This is a genomic window from Bdellovibrio sp. NC01 (assembly GCF_006874625.1).
Classification (GTDB): Bacteria; Bdellovibrionota; Bdellovibrionia; order Bdellovibrionales; family Bdellovibrionaceae; genus Bdellovibrio.
In genome coordinates, this window is record NZ_CP030034.1 from 2,376,851 (window position 1) to 2,395,547 (window position 18,697).

At 44.2% G+C, this 18,697-nt stretch carries 22 protein-coding genes; 11 read left to right on the plus strand and 11 right to left on the minus strand.

The features are described from left to right. Position 1: 1 nt before the first annotated feature. Entirely contained in the window at positions 2–295 is a 294-nt protein-coding gene (locus DOE51_RS19365) for a helix-turn-helix domain-containing protein (protein ID WP_142696706.1), read from the minus strand. Between the two features lie 368 nt (positions 296–663). On the opposite strand from DOE51_RS19365, the gene DOE51_RS11455 reads away from it, so the two are divergent. Then, the gene (locus DOE51_RS11455) at positions 664–885 is read left to right on the plus strand and encodes a KGG domain-containing protein (protein WP_142696707.1); all 222 of its coding nucleotides are present in this window, start codon (positions 664–666) and stop codon (positions 883–885) included. A gap of 55 nt (positions 886–940) precedes the next feature. Here the strand turns inward: DOE51_RS11455 and DOE51_RS11460 are convergent, their stop codons facing one another. After that, positions 941–1,723 carry a hypothetical protein gene (locus DOE51_RS11460; RefSeq protein ID WP_142696708.1) on the minus strand — a complete coding sequence of 261 codons (783 nt, stop codon included), beginning with the start codon at positions 1,721–1,723 and terminating at the stop codon, positions 941–943. Between the two features lie 257 nt (positions 1,724–1,980). Between DOE51_RS11460 and DOE51_RS19195 the strand changes: the two genes are divergently transcribed. Beyond that, positions 1,981–2,145, plus strand: coding sequence for a hypothetical protein (locus tag DOE51_RS19195; protein ID WP_168196438.1), 165 nt, complete (start codon positions 1,981–1,983; stop codon positions 2,143–2,145). Between the two features lie 50 nt (positions 2,146–2,195). Continuing rightward, positions 2,196–2,612: a hypothetical protein gene (locus DOE51_RS11465; protein WP_142696709.1), complete on the plus strand. Its 417-nt coding sequence runs from the start codon at positions 2,196–2,198 to the stop codon at positions 2,610–2,612. Positions 2,613–2,618: 6 nt separating this feature from the next. Here the strand turns inward: DOE51_RS11465 and DOE51_RS11470 are convergent, their stop codons facing one another. Further along, positions 2,619–4,475, minus strand: coding sequence for a hypothetical protein (locus DOE51_RS11470; protein WP_142696710.1), 1,857 nt, complete (start codon positions 4,473–4,475; stop codon positions 2,619–2,621). 86 nt (positions 4,476–4,561) lie between these two features. Here DOE51_RS11470 and DOE51_RS11475 point away from each other — a divergent pair, with 86 nt between their 5' ends. Further along, positions 4,562–4,942 (plus strand): hypothetical protein, encoded by a 381-nt coding sequence (locus DOE51_RS11475; RefSeq protein WP_142696711.1) that lies wholly within the window; start codon positions 4,562–4,564, stop codon positions 4,940–4,942. A gap of 169 nt (positions 4,943–5,111) precedes the next feature. Beyond that, positions 5,112–6,809 carry an NAD-dependent malic enzyme gene (locus DOE51_RS11480; RefSeq protein WP_142696712.1) on the plus strand — a complete coding sequence of 566 codons (1,698 nt, stop codon included), beginning with the start codon at positions 5,112–5,114 and terminating at the stop codon, positions 6,807–6,809. Between the two features lie 5 nt (positions 6,810–6,814). On the opposite strand, the gene DOE51_RS11485 is transcribed toward DOE51_RS11480, so the two are convergent. Further along, positions 6,815–7,099 (minus strand): helix-turn-helix domain-containing protein, encoded by a 285-nt coding sequence (locus DOE51_RS11485; protein WP_210415525.1) that lies wholly within the window; start codon positions 7,097–7,099, stop codon positions 6,815–6,817. Between the two features lie 186 nt (positions 7,100–7,285). Here DOE51_RS11485 and gstA point away from each other — a divergent pair, with 186 nt between their 5' ends. Beyond that, a complete protein-coding gene (gene gstA, locus DOE51_RS11490) occupies positions 7,286–7,894 on the plus strand; it encodes a glutathione transferase GstA (RefSeq protein WP_142696714.1) in 609 nt (202 codons plus the stop codon). Positions 7,895–7,949: 55 nt separating this feature from the next. Here gstA and DOE51_RS11495 read toward each other — a convergent pair whose 3' ends face one another. Then, entirely contained in the window at positions 7,950–8,477 is a 528-nt protein-coding gene (locus tag DOE51_RS11495; RefSeq protein ID WP_142696715.1) for a hypothetical protein, read from the minus strand. Between the two features lie 98 nt (positions 8,478–8,575). Between DOE51_RS11495 and DOE51_RS11500 the strand changes: the two genes are divergently transcribed. Next, positions 8,576–9,454, plus strand: a complete 879-nt coding sequence (locus DOE51_RS11500; RefSeq protein WP_168196439.1) for a LysR family transcriptional regulator — start codon at positions 8,576–8,578, stop codon at positions 9,452–9,454. On the opposite strand, the gene DOE51_RS11505 is transcribed toward DOE51_RS11500, so the two are convergent. From DOE51_RS11505 to DOE51_RS11520, 4 genes are all read right to left on the minus strand, one after another. Next, positions 9,455–10,669: a multidrug effflux MFS transporter gene (locus tag DOE51_RS11505; RefSeq protein ID WP_168196440.1), complete on the minus strand. Its 1,215-nt coding sequence runs from the start codon at positions 10,667–10,669 to the stop codon at positions 9,455–9,457. Next, the gene (locus DOE51_RS11510; RefSeq protein WP_142696718.1) at positions 10,662–11,408 is read right to left on the minus strand and encodes a siderophore-interacting protein; all 747 of its coding nucleotides are present in this window, start codon (positions 11,406–11,408) and stop codon (positions 10,662–10,664) included. Before DOE51_RS11510 ends, DOE51_RS11505 begins: the two co-directional genes overlap by 8 nt. Positions 11,409–11,412: 4 nt before the next feature. Continuing rightward, the gene (locus DOE51_RS11515; RefSeq protein ID WP_210415526.1) at positions 11,413–12,042 is read right to left on the minus strand and encodes a PadR family transcriptional regulator; all 630 of its coding nucleotides are present in this window, start codon (positions 12,040–12,042) and stop codon (positions 11,413–11,415) included. Between the two features lie 120 nt (positions 12,043–12,162). Then, entirely contained in the window at positions 12,163–12,672 is a 510-nt protein-coding gene (locus DOE51_RS11520) for a hypothetical protein (RefSeq protein ID WP_142696719.1), read from the minus strand. Between the two features lie 76 nt (positions 12,673–12,748). Here DOE51_RS11520 and DOE51_RS11525 point away from each other — a divergent pair, with 76 nt between their 5' ends. The 4 genes from DOE51_RS11525 to DOE51_RS11540 all read left to right on the plus strand — a co-directional run bounded on the left by DOE51_RS11525 (position 12,749) and on the right by DOE51_RS11540 (position 17,497). Further along, entirely contained in the window at positions 12,749–13,447 is a 699-nt protein-coding gene (locus DOE51_RS11525; protein WP_142696720.1) for a class I SAM-dependent methyltransferase, read from the plus strand. 196 nt (positions 13,448–13,643) lie between these two features. Beyond that, positions 13,644–15,212, plus strand: a complete 1,569-nt coding sequence (locus DOE51_RS11530) for a L,D-transpeptidase family protein (protein ID WP_142696721.1) — start codon at positions 13,644–13,646, stop codon at positions 15,210–15,212. Between the two features lie 71 nt (positions 15,213–15,283). Further along, positions 15,284–16,597 carry a beta-sandwich domain-containing protein gene (locus DOE51_RS11535; protein ID WP_142696722.1) on the plus strand — a complete coding sequence of 438 codons (1,314 nt, stop codon included), beginning with the start codon at positions 15,284–15,286 and terminating at the stop codon, positions 16,595–16,597. Between the two features lie 81 nt (positions 16,598–16,678). After that, positions 16,679–17,497, plus strand: coding sequence for a CPBP family intramembrane glutamic endopeptidase (locus tag DOE51_RS11540; RefSeq protein ID WP_142696723.1), 819 nt, complete (start codon positions 16,679–16,681; stop codon positions 17,495–17,497). Here the strand turns inward: DOE51_RS11540 and DOE51_RS11545 are convergent. Then, entirely contained in the window at positions 17,484–17,801 is a 318-nt protein-coding gene (locus tag DOE51_RS11545; RefSeq protein ID WP_142696724.1) for a hypothetical protein, read from the minus strand. The genes DOE51_RS11540 and DOE51_RS11545 overlap by 14 nt on opposite strands. Before the next feature lie 109 nt (positions 17,802–17,910). Next, positions 17,911–18,654: a class I SAM-dependent methyltransferase gene (locus DOE51_RS11550; RefSeq protein ID WP_168196441.1), complete on the minus strand. Its 744-nt coding sequence runs from the start codon at positions 18,652–18,654 to the stop codon at positions 17,911–17,913. Positions 18,655–18,697 lie beyond the last annotated feature (43 nt).

The window sequence follows — 18,697 nt, forward strand, 5'->3', positions numbered from 1 at the left end:
ACTAGTTCCCATTTGCGGCACGCACTAATCTATCGGTGTGGAGTTTCCATTTTCGCAAAGCCTTTTCAGCCGCAATCGTTTGAACTTCAGTTAAGTATTTCGGCCACACCTCATCGGGATGAACTTTGTAGACTTCACACATTTTGCTCAACAGACTCATAGGTGGAAGTCTTCGGCCCATTTCAATGTTTGATAAAAATTGACTGTGGCGTATTCCAAAAAGTTCAACCGCCTTTTTTTGTGAAAGACCGACACCTCTTCGTAACTCTTTAATATGTTTTCCTAGTTCCGACATAATTCTCAATCCTTTGATGACTCACGCGTGATATAAAAAACTAAATCCGTTCGTTACCAATGAACAGTTATTAGTCTTTCAGATAACTCGCGTACTTTAAGCCGATTATTGTCGAAAATGCAGACACAAGATTCTCAATTTTTTGTTGATATTTGTTTTTAGAAATTTACCAAGTAAATTACAGAAAATTCTCATTCAGGCTGCGCGGAATTCACCGCAAAAACGTTCAGTTTAATTAACAAGATTCAACCTTCCTCGTGCAGCAGTAGATTCATCGCAAAGAACATAACGACACTCTTGGAAATAGAACCTAGTTTAACAATAGGAATTCAATTCAACCAACCCTCTATCTAACAAGGAGAAAAGTAATGGCAACACGTTCAAGTTCTTCCCGCCGTCATTCTTCGGGCTCTTCACGCAGAGGATTCGCTTCGATGGATCCAGAAGAACATCGTAGAATTTCAGCAATGGGTGGTCACGCAAGTCATGGTGGCAAAGATGGTCAGGTTCGTCGTTCTCGTGACGAAGACTATGACGAAGATAATTATAAAGATGATGAAGATTATCGGGAGAATGAATCTAGGTATTAGATCATAGCGGAAGCCTCACCCGGGTCGAATCTCCCTCGACCTGGGAATTACCCCACTACCACTTCAAAAGTTTGACGTCAGCTAAAGAGCCCTTTGAACAGCCATGATGGCCCGTCTTATTCACTTCATACTTCCCCATGACAGTGACCTTGCTACGATTAATGGCGCCGTAACTATGCAAACCATCTTTGGGAATGTCGAGCCAAATATTTTCGTCACACTTCACTCGGCCACTATTATCAGAAAGAGTTGTATTATCGGGTTCAAAGCTTGCGTAGCCTTCAACTTTTAAGAACGTGCCGTTGAAATTGCGGGAGTTCTCCAAAACCGTGGCAACACTGACCGCCGGAAAAAGTTTCCCAAAAGTTTGGGCGTCGTCGCGAGTGATTCCATACCAATAATCTTTGCCGTTAGAAAAACCGCGCATCTGTAAACATTCATAACAAATCAAGAAGTCTGCTTTTTGCCCGGCTTTCTCAACATGAATGCGATGACGTGAATTAAAGCACGCCCTTGTGGGCGCTTTCGGATCAAATGATTTCGTCGCTCTTTCAATTTCGTTCTTAACGATTCCAATACCGTCGCGATCAAGCTCAGTTTGATTCAGAACTTTGTAATTTTCTGGTTTTAGTTCGCCCGCGGGTTCTGGATTCACAGAATACAAAGTCATCGAATCGGGATTATCGAAGATCTTCAGAAGTTCTTCGGACTCTTTTTCAATTTGCGCATTAACGAGTGCTTCGCGCGCAGCCCTTTCTTCGCCGGGCGTGCGAATGATCTTGGCTGCTACGGTCACAACCAGCGCACTCAAGAAGGCCACCATAATTCGAACCAACATCGACGATCTCATGGCCCCCATAAATAGGGCCATCTTTTCATTCTGTCTAGAGGGAAACGACGGCGAACCCATAACGTAATGCAAGCCTATAAATATTCTTTGTTTAGTAAAGATAATTTGACTGGCTGATGCCCCCGTTTTGCCGAACGACGTCACCAAAAGCCAACCCAGAGCTTGATGAAAAAGCGAGTCTTTTGAAACCCATCCCTAGAGTTGCGCATCTTTACATTTACCGAAATGAGTCGATGGGGTTTGCCGTGAAGATGAGCGTAAAAAACTATTACGTTTGGCAGGAAGTTAAAATGGGTATCCTATGGGCCCGAACGAAGCTTCACAAAGTAGACGAAGCTGAAGGCCAAGCTGGCGTGCGCCAATGCTCACTGGTTGACCACGTGCCGCTTGCAACCGAAGCGAGCCGATAATATTGACATCCCTTAAGAACGGAGCACAATCAAAGTTCTTGAGGACCGGTATGATTGAGATCGTCTTAGGTGTGTGGTTTGCGTGTTTAAGTTTATCGGCGATTGTCGTCAGCATTAATTTTTACCTGACACGCAAACAGCTGCAATCCCGCAGCCTTCAGATTTTAAATCAGAATCTTGTTAAGATCGACCTTTTCTGGTCAAACTCAAACGCCGATTTTAATACGCTAACGGAAAATGCCATTCAACTTGATGCTAGAAAAACTCTGCGCAACACGTTGCTAGTGGGCTTTCTGGGAATTGCCAGTGTGCCTGGTTTTTTATTACTAACAGCAGTTGTATTGTCAGTCAGATTTTTAGCGCGTTCACGCAAAGAAGTCGCAACGTTTCGCAGTGAATTGGCTGAAAGAGATTTAAGTAAAGACGAAGTTGAAAGACTCGTTTCAGAACTTCGCCATATTCATTAGAAAAAATTATTTAACACCTGGATTGGAAATTCCCATCATACCACCACCCGGGAAGCCCATGTATCCACCCTGCCCCGGATTATAGGGATTGTAGCCATTATATCCAGCCGTGATTTCGCACGCCTTATCTGCAAATGGATTCTTTTTATTTTTGGCGTTCGCACAGAGTTTTGCACCGAATGCACTGCCCGCTTCATGCTGAGCGACCGTCCATTCAAAGTCGACATCATAGGTCGCAACTTTTTGTGAAGCTTTTTTGTAGCGTTCATCACTCCAGCCTGAAGGTTTGAACAACTTGCCTAAAATACCTTCATTAGGATTCATTAAATCCTTGGGGCCCTTATAGCGAACATCTGAACATGGCAAATTCTTGCCCGCGATACTGCCGCCGCCGAAATACCAATCAGAATACAATTGTGCCGCATCACCTTGACCGACATATCCTTCGATCTTTTGCAGAACGATCTCTTTTTCGTCTTTCTTCAGACCCTTGATATTGAACTGATATAGCAGGTTGCATTTCTGCATCGTTTCTTTATCGAATTTCGAACAGTCAACTTTACCGTCTAACTCGTCAGTCCAAACTTTCAAAACCTTGTCTTGAATCGTTTTGGTATCGTTCAAATCCGACACGCCTAAGCTCTTCGCAATCTGTTCAGAGTCTTTGATCTTTCGGTTATTGGCTTCGCACATACGGATGCCACGATATAAACGAGCCGCTTGCTTTTGCACGGTAACGGCCGTCTCTGGCGACATGCCTTTTTCAACCATTTTACAGCCCAGGAATGCGGAACCATAGACGTGATAGTACTTACCGGGAATATGTTTTTCTTTTTCTGGATCTTGAACAGACATGATTTTGTCTTTCAATGCTTTTGGAATATCCGCTGATGCTGACAACGAACCTGGCAAATAGAAATCAGAACTTTGCGCGGGACACTCCAGTACCGACACCATGCCTTTTTGACTCTGCAGGGCTTGTATTTGTGAATTCAGATACGACGCCTGTTGTCCTAAAATATATGTCTTCTGTTTTTCTTCATCAGAAGCGTCAAATTTTGCAAAGGATGCTTTAAGCTTCGCATCCATTTTCTTTTTCATTGCTTTGACTTGTTCAACTTGATTTTTGACTTTGTCTTTTGCGGCATCTGATGAGTCCCAATACGAATAAGCGCCTTGAGCGACATCATCATGACCGCACATTCCGATAAGCTGTAAAGCCGCTTCCGGATTGCCATTGGCATGCTTCATCGCCAGATCCAAAACCCAGCCTTCTTTGTAGTCTTTTTTATCCCCAACGCCGGCTTGATCCGTCAATTTCGCGCGGTTGTCTTTGCACGAATCCATCAAACCGTTTTTCATAAGCTCAAGCCAATTGACTGAAGCTTCTTTGGTTTTATCAAGTTCACGATCACATTGATTGTTCTTCTTAAGTGTGGCTCTGATGTCGTCGTAAAAACCTTTGGCCGCGTCTTGAAAGCATTTATTTTTTTGGTATTCCCGAGTGAAATAAGCAGAGATGCCGCGATTTGATCCGCCGACAGAAGAATCACCCTGATAAGCTTCAGGATTCACAATTTTCATGTACTCTTGCAAACCACTTTTTAAGTTTGAATCCGGAATATAATCAATCGCTTTATTAACAAGACTGCCCGTTGAACTAACGGCCGACTTTTCTTGTGCATCTTTACCCAGTGTTGGATAAAAACCCTGCGGCATCGGTCCTACCATGCCACCTTGCCCCATCCCCATGCCCATACCCAAGGTACCAACGCCGTTAACCATTTCTTGGTCGCCGACAGTGATCTTTGCCGAGGCGGAATTCACGATAAGTGCAATGATAAGAAAGGCATAAAGTTTCATGCTTTCTACATCGGCACTTGGAATATCAAAATGAACTAGCCTTCGGTCTTAAATAGTTTCGCTGCTATAAAACCGATAAAGTGCTTATGAAAAAGAATTTACTGATTCTAACCCTTTCAATGATGGCATCCCTACAAGCGCAAGCTTTTGATCGTTTGTACTGCCAATCAAGCCTGAAAGGTTGGATCATCTCTTCTTCCAATCAAACTCGCGATGCCATTTTAACGCCACAGAAATCAAGTGGAACATTCACACAAAAACAGGCTTCTGAATTGGTGCTGATTGGCGACGAAGCAGAAACCTTGCTGACGGTTTTCCCGTGGAATTCGTTATACGTTCGCACTCATGCGACGACAAAAACGAAGTACAACGTGTTCACACAAGAATCGAAATCGGGCTTCGTCATCGAGCTGCAAAACAAGATTAATAAATCGACTCGCTCTTTCGCCTGCCGCTATACGTTCTAGCCCCTAAAGTGTGACTTTCTGGCCTCTGTCTGAGTGTGTTTTTGCGCACTCAACAAGATGCACCACGAACTAGAATACAACTCATAGAGAACTTCATTGCCAAAATGGCCGTAAAATCCTATTTTTTCCATAGAAGGGCCCCCTGAAAATTAGGGCTTTGGAGACTTCAATGGAAAGCACATATAAAAGCAAACGTCCGGTGAAAATTCCTTACTCGGGAACAGTTTTGCTTGAGATGTCACTTCTTAATAAAGGCACGGCCTTTTCAGAATCAGAGCGCAGAGAATTAAAACTTCATGGACTTGTTCCACACACGATTGAAACAATCGAAGAACAAACGACTCGCGCCTACACTCAATTTCATCAATTCAAAGCGGATCTAGATAAACACGTTTACTTGCGCAACCTGCAAGACACGAACGAAACGCTTTACTACCACATGATCAATAAACATCTGACCGAGATGATGCCGATCATTTACACGCCGGTTGTGGGCGAAGCGTGCCAACACTTCTCTGAAATCTACCGTGCGAACCGTGGTCTTTTTATTTCTTACCCAAATCGCGATCACATTGATGACATGCTTGCCAACGTCACAAAAAGAAATGTGAAAGTTATCGTCGTCACTGATGGCGAACGTATCTTGGGGCTTGGTGACCAAGGTATCGGCGGCATGGGCATTCCGATCGGTAAACTATCGCTATACACAGCGTGCGGCGGCATCAGTCCCGCTTACACATTGCCGATTGTGTTGGATGTTGGAACGAACAACGAACAATTGATTAACGATCCACTGTACATGGGTTGGAAACATCCACGTATCACGGGCGAAGAGTATGAAAACTTCGTTGATGCTTTCGTCAAAGCCGTGAAACGCCGTTGGCACGATGTTCTTTTGCAATTCGAAGACTTCGCGCAAAAGAACGCTTCCCCTATTTTAAAAAAATATCGTGAACAAATCTGCTGCTTCAATGACGACATTCAGGGAACTGCCGCAGTGGTACTTGGTTGCTTGATTGCAGCAAGTCGCGCTAACGGTGGAAAGCTTCGCGATCAACGTGTGGCTTTCTTGGGTGCGGGATCTGCTGGTTGCGGTATTGCAGAACAAATCATTTTGCAGATGAAGCGCGAAGGTTTAAGCGACGCCGAAGCTCGCGCACGCATTTACATGGTCGATCGTTTTGGTCTATTGACTGATAAAATGCCAAACCTTTTGGATTTCCAAAGCGCCTTGGTACAAAAAACCGATGCCCTGACTTCGTGGAATACGGAAGGTGAAGAAATCTCTTTGCTAGAAACTGTGCAAAACGCGAAGCCAACAATTTTGATTGGTGTGTCTGCTCAACCGGGTCTTTTCACTGAAGAGATCATTCGTACTATGCACAAAAATTGTTCTCACCCGATTGTGATGCCGCTATCGAATCCGACTTCGCGTGTGGAAGCTCTGCCAGAAAATATTATTCGTTGGACAGACGGTGCTGCACTTGTTGCGACAGGGAGTCCGTTTGCGCCAGTGACATATAACGACAAAGTTTATCCCATTGCCCAATGTAATAACTCGTACATCTTCCCTGGTATTGGCCTTGGTGTTTTGACTTCAAAAGCTCGTCAAGTCACAGACGGTATGATGATGGCAGCAAGCAATGCGCTGGCTGATTGCTCACCTATGGCGAAAGATCACAAAGGGGCATTGCTACCAAATCTTGCCGACATTCGTGAAGTGTCCCGTACAATCGCTTTACGAGTGGCAAAAGCGGCCATGGAAGATGGCGTTGCTAAGAAAGTATCTGACGAAGAATTACAAAAATCTTTGGACGAGAATTTCTGGTATCCCGAATACCGCAGCTATACGAAGGCTGACTGGTAAATATTTTAGGCGAGACGTTGTTGGCGCAACTTCTCGCCCACTTTGATCACTGCCGCAATCACGGGCTTCAATTCCCGCCCCAACTCAGTCAGTGAATATTCCACAGATGGCGGCGATGTCTTCAGTTGAGTTCTATTTATCAATCCCGACTTTTCCATGCGCTTAAGTCTGGCACTTAAAACTTTCGCAGATACCTTTGGCATATCCGTGCGCAGTTCGCTAAAGCGACGAGGGTTGTGATAAAGGACCCACAAGATATTCGCCGTCCACGTCCCCGAGATAAAACGCATGCACGTCTCTAAAGGACAATCCGATGCGGTTGGGTCTATTTTGGTTTTACGGCGTTTCAACATGGCTCACCACTTTTCTAGTTTCCAAACGGTAACTGCTTTTACTCGTAAGGCAGTACAAATTTATTTACAGAACTAGCATGCAATCGTATTTTTGAAAAGCAATCTGACAAAAAGGAGATTCCTATGAAGTTATACTTTTCACCTGGCGCCTGCGCTTTGGGTCCACAAATCATTCTGCGCGAAGCGGGTCTTAACTTTGATCTAGTCAAAGTGGATTTAAAAACAAAACAATTCGAGGGTGGCAATTATTTCGAAGTAAATCCTAAAGGCTACGTTCCTGCTTTGAAGTTGCCGGATGAGTCTTTACTGACTGAAGGAAGCATTATTTTGCAATGGATCGCGGATCAAGTTCCGGAAAAAAATCTGATTCCTCGTTTGGGTACGCGCGAACGATATACAGCCATGGAATGGTTGAATTATATTTCTTCAGAGTTGCACAAAGGCTATTCGCCATTATTCTATGCTCATGTTCATAACGAAGAAGCTTTAAAGTGGAATCATGAAAAAGTCGCAAAACGCTTGAGCTTACTTGATAAACATCTTGCCGATAACGACTACATCTTAGGTTCTGAGTTTTCTGTTGTTGATGCGTATGCATACAACATTCTTCGCTGGTCCAACATCACAAAAGTAGATTTGACACCATTCACGAATCTTCAGTCATTCATGGCCAGAATGAATGAAAGACCGACAGTGAAAGCCGCTGTTGCTGCGGAAGGCATTCGTCTTTAAAAAAGTATGTTCAAGAATAAGCGCGTCGCCTGATCGGGCTTCGCGCTTATTCGAATTATTTCAATGTGCAAGTCACGTCTGTATAGATTGACTTCCAGATTTCAGAATAACTGCGACCTGACGATCTATCATCCAGAGCTTGAACGATTTGTTTTCCCGTCAATGTTTTGCCGTAAGCAGTTGGGAAATAGAAATAAACCGAACCGTTCGCATTAGCACTTTTCGTTAAATCAATAGAAACCGTGCCGCCGCCAGCAGGGTCTGCTGTCACTGAAGTGAGCTGACCTTGCTCATCCAGAAACGCGTATTCATCATCAATACTGAAATTCACGCGACCCGCTGTAGTGACGTACTCACCACCGCCAGTAACATGAACCACGTTGATCGCGGGTTTACCCGTACACCAGGGACCTTCGCCATCGCTATCGAAATCACAAGGGTTATGTGCAACCGGTGCCGAGACTTGCACGTCATTTAATACCAACTGACAAGAGTTACCGTCTTGATCAACACCAGCCAAAACACGGGCTTGAGCTGTCATCGACATGGCCATCATCGCGCCAGCAATAATCATATTTTTCATGGGGGACTCCTTTAATGGGAATGCCGTCCTTATACGAAATACAAATGGGAAAGAATATGCATGTTTTCACATATATTATATGCAATAATGTATATATTATGACGAAGTATCCACGCCACCTGATCGAATCGTTCATGACTTTCGCGACTGAAAGAAATGTCGTTAAAACCGCGAACACTCTGGGAATTTCTCAACCCGCACTCAGTCGTCACTTGCAACAACTTGAAGAACTTGTCGGCGAAAAGCTGTTCCAAAAACAAGGTAGACAAAAGACTCTATCCCCTATTGGCCATGAACTATTTGCGCGCATTCAGCCCACTTGGCAAAATTACGATGCGATTGTCGATGGGGTCGTTTCAAAATTCTCTATCGAACCACAACAGCCCGTAAAGATCTATGGCCCCGCAGAGCTTCTGTCACGCACGGCTGCTAACTTAACGTTCCCACATCCGTTGATCTTCACGCCAACTCGTAGCGGGACTGTTTCTGAGAACGTTGCTAAAGATGAAATTGCAATTGGTATCACACGCGTTGTCCCTGACAATCTTCAGGTCAGCGCCCGTGTTCTTTTCAAAGAAGGATTTCAGATCATCTATCCGGCAAAATGGAAGATCGCCACACCCGCAACAGAACGTCAGCTTATGCAAAAGCTTAACTCCTACCCAATCCTTGCTTATGGCGAAGATTTTTCTTTTCCCGAAGAGGCTTGGAGCAAATACAAACTCGAAGGCCAACCCCAGATTCTGCGCGTTTTACAAAATTGGGAGGTACTGCAGACCTGGGTCGAAAATGGATTGGGTTGGGCTGTTGCGCCAGCGAATTTACTGCGTAAGAGCTCAAAGATCATGGCAACGCCTGCATCCAATGATCTCGCACCGCACGTGAGTTATCACCTATTATACAAAAAAGATCTCATTCGCATTCCGTGGTTTAAGGTCTTAGTGAATGAGATCTTAGAAACTTACAAATCTACCTGATCATATAGAGGCTGGCGTTCTTTTCGCTGGCTGCACTACTAAAAACTGAAATGCACACAGGGACAGCAATCCACAGAACAGAATGACTCCACTCATCGGGAAGGCTGTACCGTTATGAAAATAACTTACGAAGTACGAAGACACTGAAGCCATACTCCACTGCAAACACCCATAAAGAGCTGATGCCGTTCCCGCCTGATGGCCTTGTGAAGACAGGGCTCCGGCTAAAGAGTTCGGACTGATAAAATTCAAACTCGCGAGGAAAATAAAAATAGAACCCAAGAAGACATACTTCGAAGGACCACTCCACGCGAAAAGTAAAACACACGCAGAGGCAATCGCGGCAATCCGCACACTCCAACGTAAAATCGTATCTGGAGCCCAACGTGATAACAAACGACGATTCACTTGTGAAGCCAAGACTAAACCCAGCCCATTCAAACCAAAGATCAAGCCATATTTTTCTGAAGGTATTCCCAGAAGCTCAATAAATACGAACGGAGAACCCGCTATATACGCGAACATTCCCGCGCGCACGGCCGTGTCTGGAATCAGGTAACCAACGAAATTTCTATTGCCTAAGAGTTTGATATAGGAAGTAAAGACCGTACCGATTTTTAATTCAGTTTTTCGCACCTTGCTTGTTTCAGGCAAGAAAATAGCGATCGCAATCATGCACAGCAAATTGGCGCCTGCTAATACAAAGAAAATCGCTTTCCATCCGAAGTGTTCGTTAATCACCGCACCCACGGTTGGCGCGATAATGGGTGCAATCCCCATCACTAAAGCCATATTAGACAAAAAAGTCGCGACTTGTTTCGTATCAAACAGGTCACGAATTATCGCACGCGTAATCACCATACCTGCGCAACCACCCAGGGCTTGCAACAAGCGAAAACCGATGAAGGTTTCAATATTTGGGGCGAAAGCACAACCCAACGTCGCAAAGAAATAGACAAGCATTCCCAATTGCAACGGCAGCTTACGGCCAAAGCGATCCGCTAGCGGTCCATAAAAAAGTTGGCCGAAGGCCATACCAACGAAAAACGTCGATACCGAAAGCTCCACGTTTGACATTGTCGTCATAAAATCCTTTTGAATACTGCCAAAGGCTGGCAAGTACATATCAATAGTCAAAGGATCAAGCGCCGTTAGAGTTCCTAATAATAAAACCAAACCAATGCCGTTTAAGAGTTTACTATTTTCTTTATCCATGGTGATCATCCTTACTGGCATTCCAATAACCAGTTGCTTTCACCCACTGTTCATTCGCGCCACGAACAGTGACCAGTAAATCGCGCAACTGCATTGCTACGGATTTTTCTGTCGCAATCCACACGAAATAGTCGCCAACAGGAAAACCCGTTTTTAGAATTTCATTTTTAAACTGTTCTGCGGATCCAGGCTTACGCCCATGGCGATAAAGCCATTGCACTTGCACATTTTCAGACAGTGGCAATTGAACACGATGCGTTTCATCTTCAACTTCAACAATCACAATGGCCTTAGAGTGTGCAGGCAATTCGAAAAGACGGCGTCCAATAGATGGCAACGCTGTTTCGTCACCAATCATCAAGTACCAATCGAAGCTATACGGAACAACCCTAGATCCGCGAGGTCCACCGATTGTTAATTCGGCACCTACTTGTGCCTGTGACGCCCATGATGAACCTGGCCCTTCACCGTGAAGCACGAACTCAATATCCAACTCTAAAGCATTGTTGTCGTATCTGCGCGGTGTATAGTCACGCATGATAGGTTTATCTTCTCCAGAAGAAGGTAAAAAGACCTTGATATGATCATCGGGCGATAACGATACAAAATCTTTAAGCTCGGAACCGGTAAAAGTAATCCGGCGCATACGGGAATTTAATTCTTCAATCTTCTTTACCGTTAATGTGCGCTGTTTCAGTTGATGCATCACCGTTTTAATTTCACGATCTGGTGTTGACATAAATTTACCCTTTGAGCTTTCGAATCTCTTCAGTGGCGCGGTCAATAACTTCTGCCACCTTCAGTTTGGTTTCTTTGTTTGCATCAATGAATAAAAAAAGTTCGGCTTTAAATGCATGCATTGCACGACGAATCGGCGAAGTTTCACGACTCGCAACGTCCATCATATCTTCTCGCCCCATCTCTTGACGCAGTCGAGAGACCCGCTGCCCCGCCATTGCAAAACGCGACAAAATCTCTTTCACGAAGGCGATGTTTTCTTTTACTAAAGTTTTTCCCTCAGAAGTGATTTTATAAAGCTTTTTATTATCTTCTGTCGTTGCTGTGGCAAATCCACCCTCTTCCAAAAACGTCAGAGTGGGATAAATAACACCGGGGCTTGGCGTGTAAACTCCAGATGAAAGATCTTCCAATGCCTTGATAAGCTCATAACCATGACGAGGTTTTTCTTCTAGCAAAAATAGAATGACATAACGAAGATCGCCGTGACGTAAAAGACGTGACAGCTTTTCTTCAACACCGCGCCCACCTCTATGATGCCCACGCATAAATATCTCCTTTGCTTCAGATATATCTTTTTTAAATGTTTTCGATATATCTAAATAGACACTACTTCCGATATATCGAAAACACAAGAGGCCGAGCTTAAATGCGAATTAGTTGAGAATTTGCAACTCAGATCGATTTAAATAACAAAAGATCTCTTCCTCAGAGATCTTTTAGATCGTGAAGTAAAATAATTTGTATCGCGAAATTTATTGAATATTAGAATCGGCAAAACTCACCGAAAGCGGAATAGTCTTTTGCCCTTTGGTGATGTGCCCTTTCAGATTGAATCCTTTTGTGACGTCGGCCTTTTCTTGCGGGACTTCAAATGTATAAACTAAGCGCGTGGTCTCCCCGGCTTTGACATTCACCTTTTCTTTGACTTGCATAAGGGCAGCATAGTCGCCGTTGTTCGAATAGTGCCCCGCCTTCGACAAAATCAGAAGTTTCTTATCATCATCGGTCAGCACGATATCCTGCATCGACATCGTCGCTGTTTCGTCGCCGAAGTTTTCCATTTTTAAATCCAACAAAAGTTTCGTATCCAATCTGCGCAAAGAAAATCTCATTGTGACATCATCAAAGATGACTTTGTGATTATCTTGAACCTGCACGGAAGCAGGCGCTTTGACTTTTGCTGGTTGATAACGAGCCACCGACTCACACCCAGTGGATAAAAACAATAAAGCAAAACCGATAGGAGTTTTAAAAGATTTCATTTTGAAATTCTATGACTGCTATTGTCTTTGGGTAAAATTCATTTAAACTAGATGTTGGATCACATGGAGGAGCTGTATGTCTGACAACAAACCTGCGCAAACAGATAATCAGTCCGGCTACGACACGTGGTCAGAGTTTTACGATCAATATCCAAACCCTACGGTTGCCGCCGATGAGTTGTCATTTTCAAGCTATTGGAATGATCTGCAAAATAAAACTGTTTTAGAGATTGGTCCCGGCACAGGTCGCAACACTATCAAACTGCTTCAACAACACAATCATGTCGTGGGCATCGACGTATCTGAGGGTATGCTGCAAAAAGCGAAAGAAAAGCTCCCTGAAGAGAATCTGGAGCTGATTCACGCAGACATCATGACTTATGATGGTTTCACTGCGGATCAGTTTGATGCTGTCGTTGCAAGCTTAGTCATCGAACACATCCATGACCTTACCATGTTCTTTAAAAAGCTTGCGGCTTGTTTAAAAATGGACGGCCCGGTTTATATCTCAGAAATTCATCCAGATCGCACGGTCGAAGGAATTCTTGCGCACTTCAAAGTGAACGAACAAGAAGAAGTGCATCTGACAAGTCATGCGCATACAGAAGAAGATTTCCAACAAGCTGCAAGTGCGGCTGGCTTTGAAGTGGTCCGCAAAGAAACCATCTATGGCACTGAAGAGCTTGCCCAGATTAATCCAAAATGGCGAAAGCATATTGCCAATCCACTTTTGCAAATCTGGGAATTCAAGAAATCGCGAGAACTGCAGACTTAAAACTTTTATCTAACAACGTTCCATCATTTTTCACTACAAAACTATCAACAAGAAAGTGATGTGGTCACTTTTTCATCTCATTTTTTATTCATGACTTTGTACAAGTTCAATGAATACAAGTTCGATTTTTTAAAAGCTCACGCAAGAATCTCGGCTACACGAAAGTCTAATGACCATCATCGCAGGAGAAATCATTATGGGTCTCGTTCGAATAGCCGTCGTTCTCGTCGCCGCTCAGTTCATATTGAGCACGCCTCAAGCATTTGCACAGTATGAAATCAGCCAACCCAGCTTCGGCCGAGGTGACTATACAAATGCTTTGAATCAGTTGGACATTTCAGATGTTCGCCAAGCGACTTTAGCGATTTGGCATCACGGTTTGAACCCACAATATTATTGGAGTCAGCGACTTGAAGATCTTTATCGAGCAGGCGGTAACTTAGAAAAAACCATGCGCCCTCAGGTCAATAATATGCTTTATAATTTGTTGCGCGATTTGAACATCGGCAATGTCGACCCGCAAAATGTAACAAGCGATGTTAAATTCATTCGTAAAGAATTTCTAACGCCCCAACAGGTTATGACTCTGGTTGTGACTTCGGGTCGCAATCCGGCAACGCTTTTTGATTTAGTAGCACCACAAAATCCTCCGTATTTCGCTGCAAAAGATGCTATGGAGAAAATTTATCCTAAATGCATGGACGGTTCATGGCAGGACATCGTTCCAGTCAACACTCCCCTGCGCCTTTATTCACGCAATAAAGTTATCAGCGACATCAAGAAACGCTTCAGTCAATTGGGCTACAACATCAATAACACCGATGAACTATTTGATGGTGAGCTTCTGGCGGCCCTTAGTGACGTGCAATGGAATTTGTGGATCAAACCTGACGGCATTATTTCTCCGAATGGGAAAGTTTGGAAGTTCTTGGGCGTGTCGTGCATGGATCGCGTACGTCAAATCCAAACCGACATGGAAAAGATGCGCTGGTTTCCGCAATATTTTGAAAATCGCTACATCTTTGTGAATCTTGCGATGTCGTTCTTTGTTCTTTATGACGGTTCGACAGAATGGACACGCACAATGACCTTCAGAACAGTCAACGGTCGCCCCGCTCGCAAGTCACCAACAATGAAAGATGAAGTTTTAAGAGTGATCATCAATCCATTCTGGGTTGTGCCACCAACCATTTTCAGTGAAGACAAGGTGAATGATCTTAAAGCTCTTACAAAGCCAGAAATTGCAGAGTACTTCAAATCGCATAACTACGAAGTATGGACCGGAGATTTCACGCGTAAAATCGATCCCACTTCCGTCGACTGGTTGGGAATCGCAGAAGGCCGCGTCGCACCTGACGTGCAAATCAGACAGCTGCCTCACTTAGGAAATGCGTTAGGAGTTCTGAAGTTTGATCTGACAAATTCGTTTGCGATTTATCTGCACGATACGAATCAGCGTGAATTGTTTGATACGCCCATGCGCCAATTAAGTTCAGGGTGCATTCGTTTACAACGTCCTTTGGATCTGGCCGAGTATCTTTTAGAGGACACTCCGTGGGATCGCAAAACCATCGAAGCGACAATGGCAAGACCTGGCGAAGTTCTGACGAAATCGACAGAGATACCAATTCCTAAATATAAGCATACGGCAGTCTATACCGCTTATCTGACTTCAATGGCGAGTGCAGACGGCGTTGTTAGATTTGTTGACGACATTTACGGACAAAATACAGCAATTAGAAGAAATATGATGGCTGCGTTCTAGCAGTCGCACAAAACAACCACAAGAAAGGGTTTATTCACATGTACGCGCAATCACTTCGCAGAATAGTATTCATGGCGACTTTAAGCGCCAGCATTGCAGCCTTTGCCGCACCGGCGGCACCACCAGCAGCAGCGCCTCCAAAACCTGCTCCTCCGGCAAAACCAGGAAATCCAAATCTTCCAAATCCACCCGCTCCACCGACTCAACCGGATCTTCCACCATCTCAAGGGCAATTTGAAGGCGTAGGCCGTATCGATCAAGTCACTCGCAATCAAGGTGGCGAGATTTATCGTCTTGATCTTTCTAAAGCACTACCTTTGGTACGTATCGAAGCGAAATCGAAATTAGGTCGCTCGAAAGTTTATTCAACAAATCTTGTGACAGATAAAAACGAAAGAATCCCAGTACGCCAATTGGCTGGTATTTATGTTGATGAAGCATCACAGGCAATCAGTTCTGAACTTTTAAATACGGACGCAACAATCACTGCGATCGAAATTCTTGCGGAAGCAATGGGTGGCGAATCTGCATTGGAAATCAAGGCGTTTTCGACAAAAGAAGCTCCGAAGTTAGCACTTGGATCTCGAGTTCCTGACTTCTCTTGCAAAAAGAGCATTGATTCATTGTTGAAAGATAAACTTGATCCAATCCAATTGTGGGTGTCACGCGCTGAAGCGGCTGCCCCTGGTTCGGTCCAAGAAAAATTCGCTGGCAATCAGCTGAAAGATCAAGTAGCTGACTTTATCGCAACAATGAAAACAGGTGGCTCTTACACAAGTTCAACTTACTTGCTAACGCTGCTTAATTTCTTTGCGGATCAATACAATGCGGTTCGTGCTGGCGGTGTTTCTGAACCGGCTTACAAAAACTTGCTGCAAGGAACTTTCGACGTCATTGTTCTTTCCGTGCAAACGGAACTTCCTTGCCGTAAATATCCAAGCGCTTCGCTAATTTCGATCGCATCAGACTTGAATAAAAAATATTCGGCAATGCCTGATTCAGCAAAAGCGAAACCGTTGTATGGAACGATCATGAATAAAATCCGTGATTTTGCACCAGCACAATATCGCAAAGAAATCGCTGCTGCGAATTATACGTTCCGCCAAGCTGATACAGAAGGAACGAATTACTATAAACTATTCGTCTCTTCACAAGAGGGCAGCTTCTTAAAGAATACTCACCGCGACATGAGTGCCTATGCCTTCGTGGTTGCAGAGCAAGCTTTAACTAAAGAAGTAAAATTGATGGACATCGAACAGCGCTATCAATTGATCGTCGAGTATCAAGCGAAGTACAACTCAAACACAGATTTCCCACAAGCGGTGGCCGGCAGATACCTTGCTATCTTGGCGGACCAAAGCTACTGGGCAAGAATTCTTAAATAGTTCGCCTTAAGGGCTCCTTCACGGGGCCCTTTCTTTTTGAAAATTGACAAACTTCCCTTCTCGCGTTCAACTTTTCCTAAGATGAACAATCGCTTGCGAGCTCTGCCTGCTAAATTTCAAATTCTTATCTTTCTTCTTCTGACGTTTTTATTTTCGTGGAGCATCGAATACGTCATGATTCGGGGCGCAGGCGTCAACGATATGGGGCTGACATTCTTATTGATGTGGACGCCGGGCATCTGTGGAATTCTGTGTGCCGCTCTTTTTAAAGACATCGGCAGCCTGGGCTTCAAATGGGGAAACCTCAAGTCCTACGCACTTGCTTACGGGATTCCAGCAGCGACTGCGATGCTGATCTTGGGCCTCTTAATCGCAACCAAAGAAGGCTCCTTCAACGGTGAAGTGTCATCCACGAAAGTCACGCGTTGGTTTATTGCGATCACTGTAGGCGTTCTTATAGGCTCTGTCAGCGCTTTAGGAGAAGAGATTGGCTGGCGAGGGTTTCTACAAACAAAATTTCAGCAAGCCGGCATTCGTGGCCGTTATTTATGGTTGGGAATTATCTGGGCGATTTGGCATTGGCCATTAATTTTATTTTCTAATTATGCGACGTCGTCACTGCCCGCTTTAAGTCTTCTACTTTTTACGATTTGCATTGTTTCGTTTGCGGTGATTATTGGTTGGCTGAAAGATATCTCAGGTTCGGTGTTCGTTGCAGCCTTAGCACATGGAGCCCATAATTTATGGATTCAGTTCGCGTATCCGGTATTCTTAATTAAAGGCCCGCGCGATGAGTTTTTTGGTGGCGAGTCAGGACTTTTCAACGCCGCCATTTACCTACTTCTTGCGATTTATATTTATCGCAAGAAGCTTCGTCAGTTGCCGACTAATCCTGTGTAAGTAAAGTTGCGCTTGCGAAAACGCAGTCACCGGCTGAGTAGTAATTTGGTTTTAGAGTGACTTCCAAAATGGACTCGCCGATACCGAATGAATAGATCAAGTGAAGTTGTGTAGATACATCGGCTTCATTAAAGAAAGAAGCGCTTCGTGTTGCAACTGGAAGTTCGGCGTAATGACTGCCATTCACAGAATCCAAAGCCGATGCTATTGCTTGCGCTTTCGGCAAACATTGCGCAACGGAATCAACCGCAAATGCTTGAGTCGAAGAAAACATAAATACTAGAATTGCAAAGTAAGATTTCATAGCTTTTCCTCTCGAAAAAATAGCTCTTACCACACCCTTCCGAATCCTTGCGTGAAATTGAAGACATTACCAACATTTATTGGCGATTTTCCAGCAACTCCCCAGACGCTTAGAGCGAAAGAACCAAACGGAGCATCGAGGGATGCTTGTCGGACTGTTCTTCAAGAAACTCTGAGACGACTTTAAATCCTGCATCCGCAACTTCTTTTAATAAAATTTCTTTGGGATAAACGCGACGTTGCGCACACCAATGCTGGCCATCAATTTCAACCAACCCCCTACGATCTAACATCGAAGTCTTGTGCCATAAGATATAATTCTCATCAAAACGAAGAGTATCAAAAGTTCCAGTAATATTCATATCCGGCGAGTGCGCCATCGTATCAAGAATAAAGATTCCCCCGGGACGCAAAATATTTTGAATCCCGTTAAATACGGCTTTGCGATCTTCTTCAAAAACAATGCAGTGAAGGCAGTGACTATCGTAAATAAGATCAAACTTTTTTTGAAGCTTCGATAAATCCAGAATGTCGGTCACCGCATACGAAATTTGCAAACCTTGTTGCGCAGTCAGCTCTTTCGCCATTTCAATGGCAGTCTCGGAAACATCGACACCTAAAACTTGAAAACCTAACTTCGCTAAAATGAAAGCTGTCGTGCCTGTTCCACAGCCAAGATCCAAGGCCGTATGTGCAGAAGGATTTGCGAAATGCTTCTGAACAGTTTCGGTCACATAGCGTTTAGTTAAGTCATCACCTAACTCATCCAAGGAACGCGCATTGCCCCAGCCGACAAGACCTTTTTGTTTGATTTGGCGATAGGCGTTTTCATGCTCGTGATAATAAGCTTTCATGGAACCATCCTTGATTTTAACTGCTGTTACTTTTATACCTGTT

What these genes read in the sequence shown, in the direction of transcription:
- DOE51_RS19365 (WP_142696706.1), bottom strand. Translation starts at nt 295, where the DNA reads ATGTCGGAACTAGGAAAACATATTAAAGAGTTACGAAGAGGTGTCGGT.
- DOE51_RS11455 (WP_142696707.1), top strand. Translation starts at nt 664, where the DNA reads ATGGCAACACGTTCAAGTTCTTCCCGCCGTCATTCTTCGGGCTCTTCA.
- DOE51_RS11460 (WP_142696708.1), bottom strand. Translation starts at nt 1,723, where the DNA reads ATGTTGGTTCGAATTATGGTGGCCTTCTTGAGTGCGCTGGTTGTGACC.
- DOE51_RS11465 (WP_142696709.1), top strand. Translation starts at nt 2,196, where the DNA reads ATGATTGAGATCGTCTTAGGTGTGTGGTTTGCGTGTTTAAGTTTATCG.
- DOE51_RS11470 (WP_142696710.1), bottom strand. Translation starts at nt 4,475, where the DNA reads ATGAAACTTTATGCCTTTCTTATCATTGCACTTATCGTGAATTCCGCC.
- DOE51_RS11475 (WP_142696711.1), top strand. Translation starts at nt 4,562, where the DNA reads ATGAAAAAGAATTTACTGATTCTAACCCTTTCAATGATGGCATCCCTA.
- DOE51_RS11480 (WP_142696712.1), top strand. Translation starts at nt 5,112, where the DNA reads ATGGAAAGCACATATAAAAGCAAACGTCCGGTGAAAATTCCTTACTCG.
- DOE51_RS11485 (WP_210415525.1), bottom strand. Translation starts at nt 7,099, where the DNA reads ATGCGTTTTATCTCGGGGACGTGGACGGCGAATATCTTGTGGGTCCTT.
- gstA (WP_142696714.1), top strand. Translation starts at nt 7,286, where the DNA reads ATGAAGTTATACTTTTCACCTGGCGCCTGCGCTTTGGGTCCACAAATC.
- DOE51_RS11495 (WP_142696715.1), bottom strand. Translation starts at nt 8,477, where the DNA reads ATGAAAAATATGATTATTGCTGGCGCGATGATGGCCATGTCGATGACA.
- DOE51_RS11500 (WP_168196439.1), top strand. Translation starts at nt 8,576, where the DNA reads ATGACGAAGTATCCACGCCACCTGATCGAATCGTTCATGACTTTCGCG.
- DOE51_RS11505 (WP_168196440.1), bottom strand. Translation starts at nt 10,669, where the DNA reads ATGGATAAAGAAAATAGTAAACTCTTAAACGGCATTGGTTTGGTTTTA.
- DOE51_RS11510 (WP_142696718.1), bottom strand. Translation starts at nt 11,408, where the DNA reads ATGTCAACACCAGATCGTGAAATTAAAACGGTGATGCATCAACTGAAA.
- DOE51_RS11520 (WP_142696719.1), bottom strand. Translation starts at nt 12,672, where the DNA reads ATGAAATCTTTTAAAACTCCTATCGGTTTTGCTTTATTGTTTTTATCC.
- DOE51_RS11525 (WP_142696720.1), top strand. Translation starts at nt 12,749, where the DNA reads ATGTCTGACAACAAACCTGCGCAAACAGATAATCAGTCCGGCTACGAC.
- DOE51_RS11530 (WP_142696721.1), top strand. Translation starts at nt 13,644, where the DNA reads ATGGGTCTCGTTCGAATAGCCGTCGTTCTCGTCGCCGCTCAGTTCATA.
- DOE51_RS11535 (WP_142696722.1), top strand. Translation starts at nt 15,284, where the DNA reads ATGGCGACTTTAAGCGCCAGCATTGCAGCCTTTGCCGCACCGGCGGCA.
- DOE51_RS11540 (WP_142696723.1), top strand. Translation starts at nt 16,679, where the DNA reads ATGAACAATCGCTTGCGAGCTCTGCCTGCTAAATTTCAAATTCTTATC.
- DOE51_RS11545 (WP_142696724.1), bottom strand. Translation starts at nt 17,801, where the DNA reads ATGAAATCTTACTTTGCAATTCTAGTATTTATGTTTTCTTCGACTCAA.
- DOE51_RS11550 (WP_168196441.1), bottom strand. Translation starts at nt 18,654, where the DNA reads ATGAAAGCTTATTATCACGAGCATGAAAACGCCTATCGCCAAATCAAA.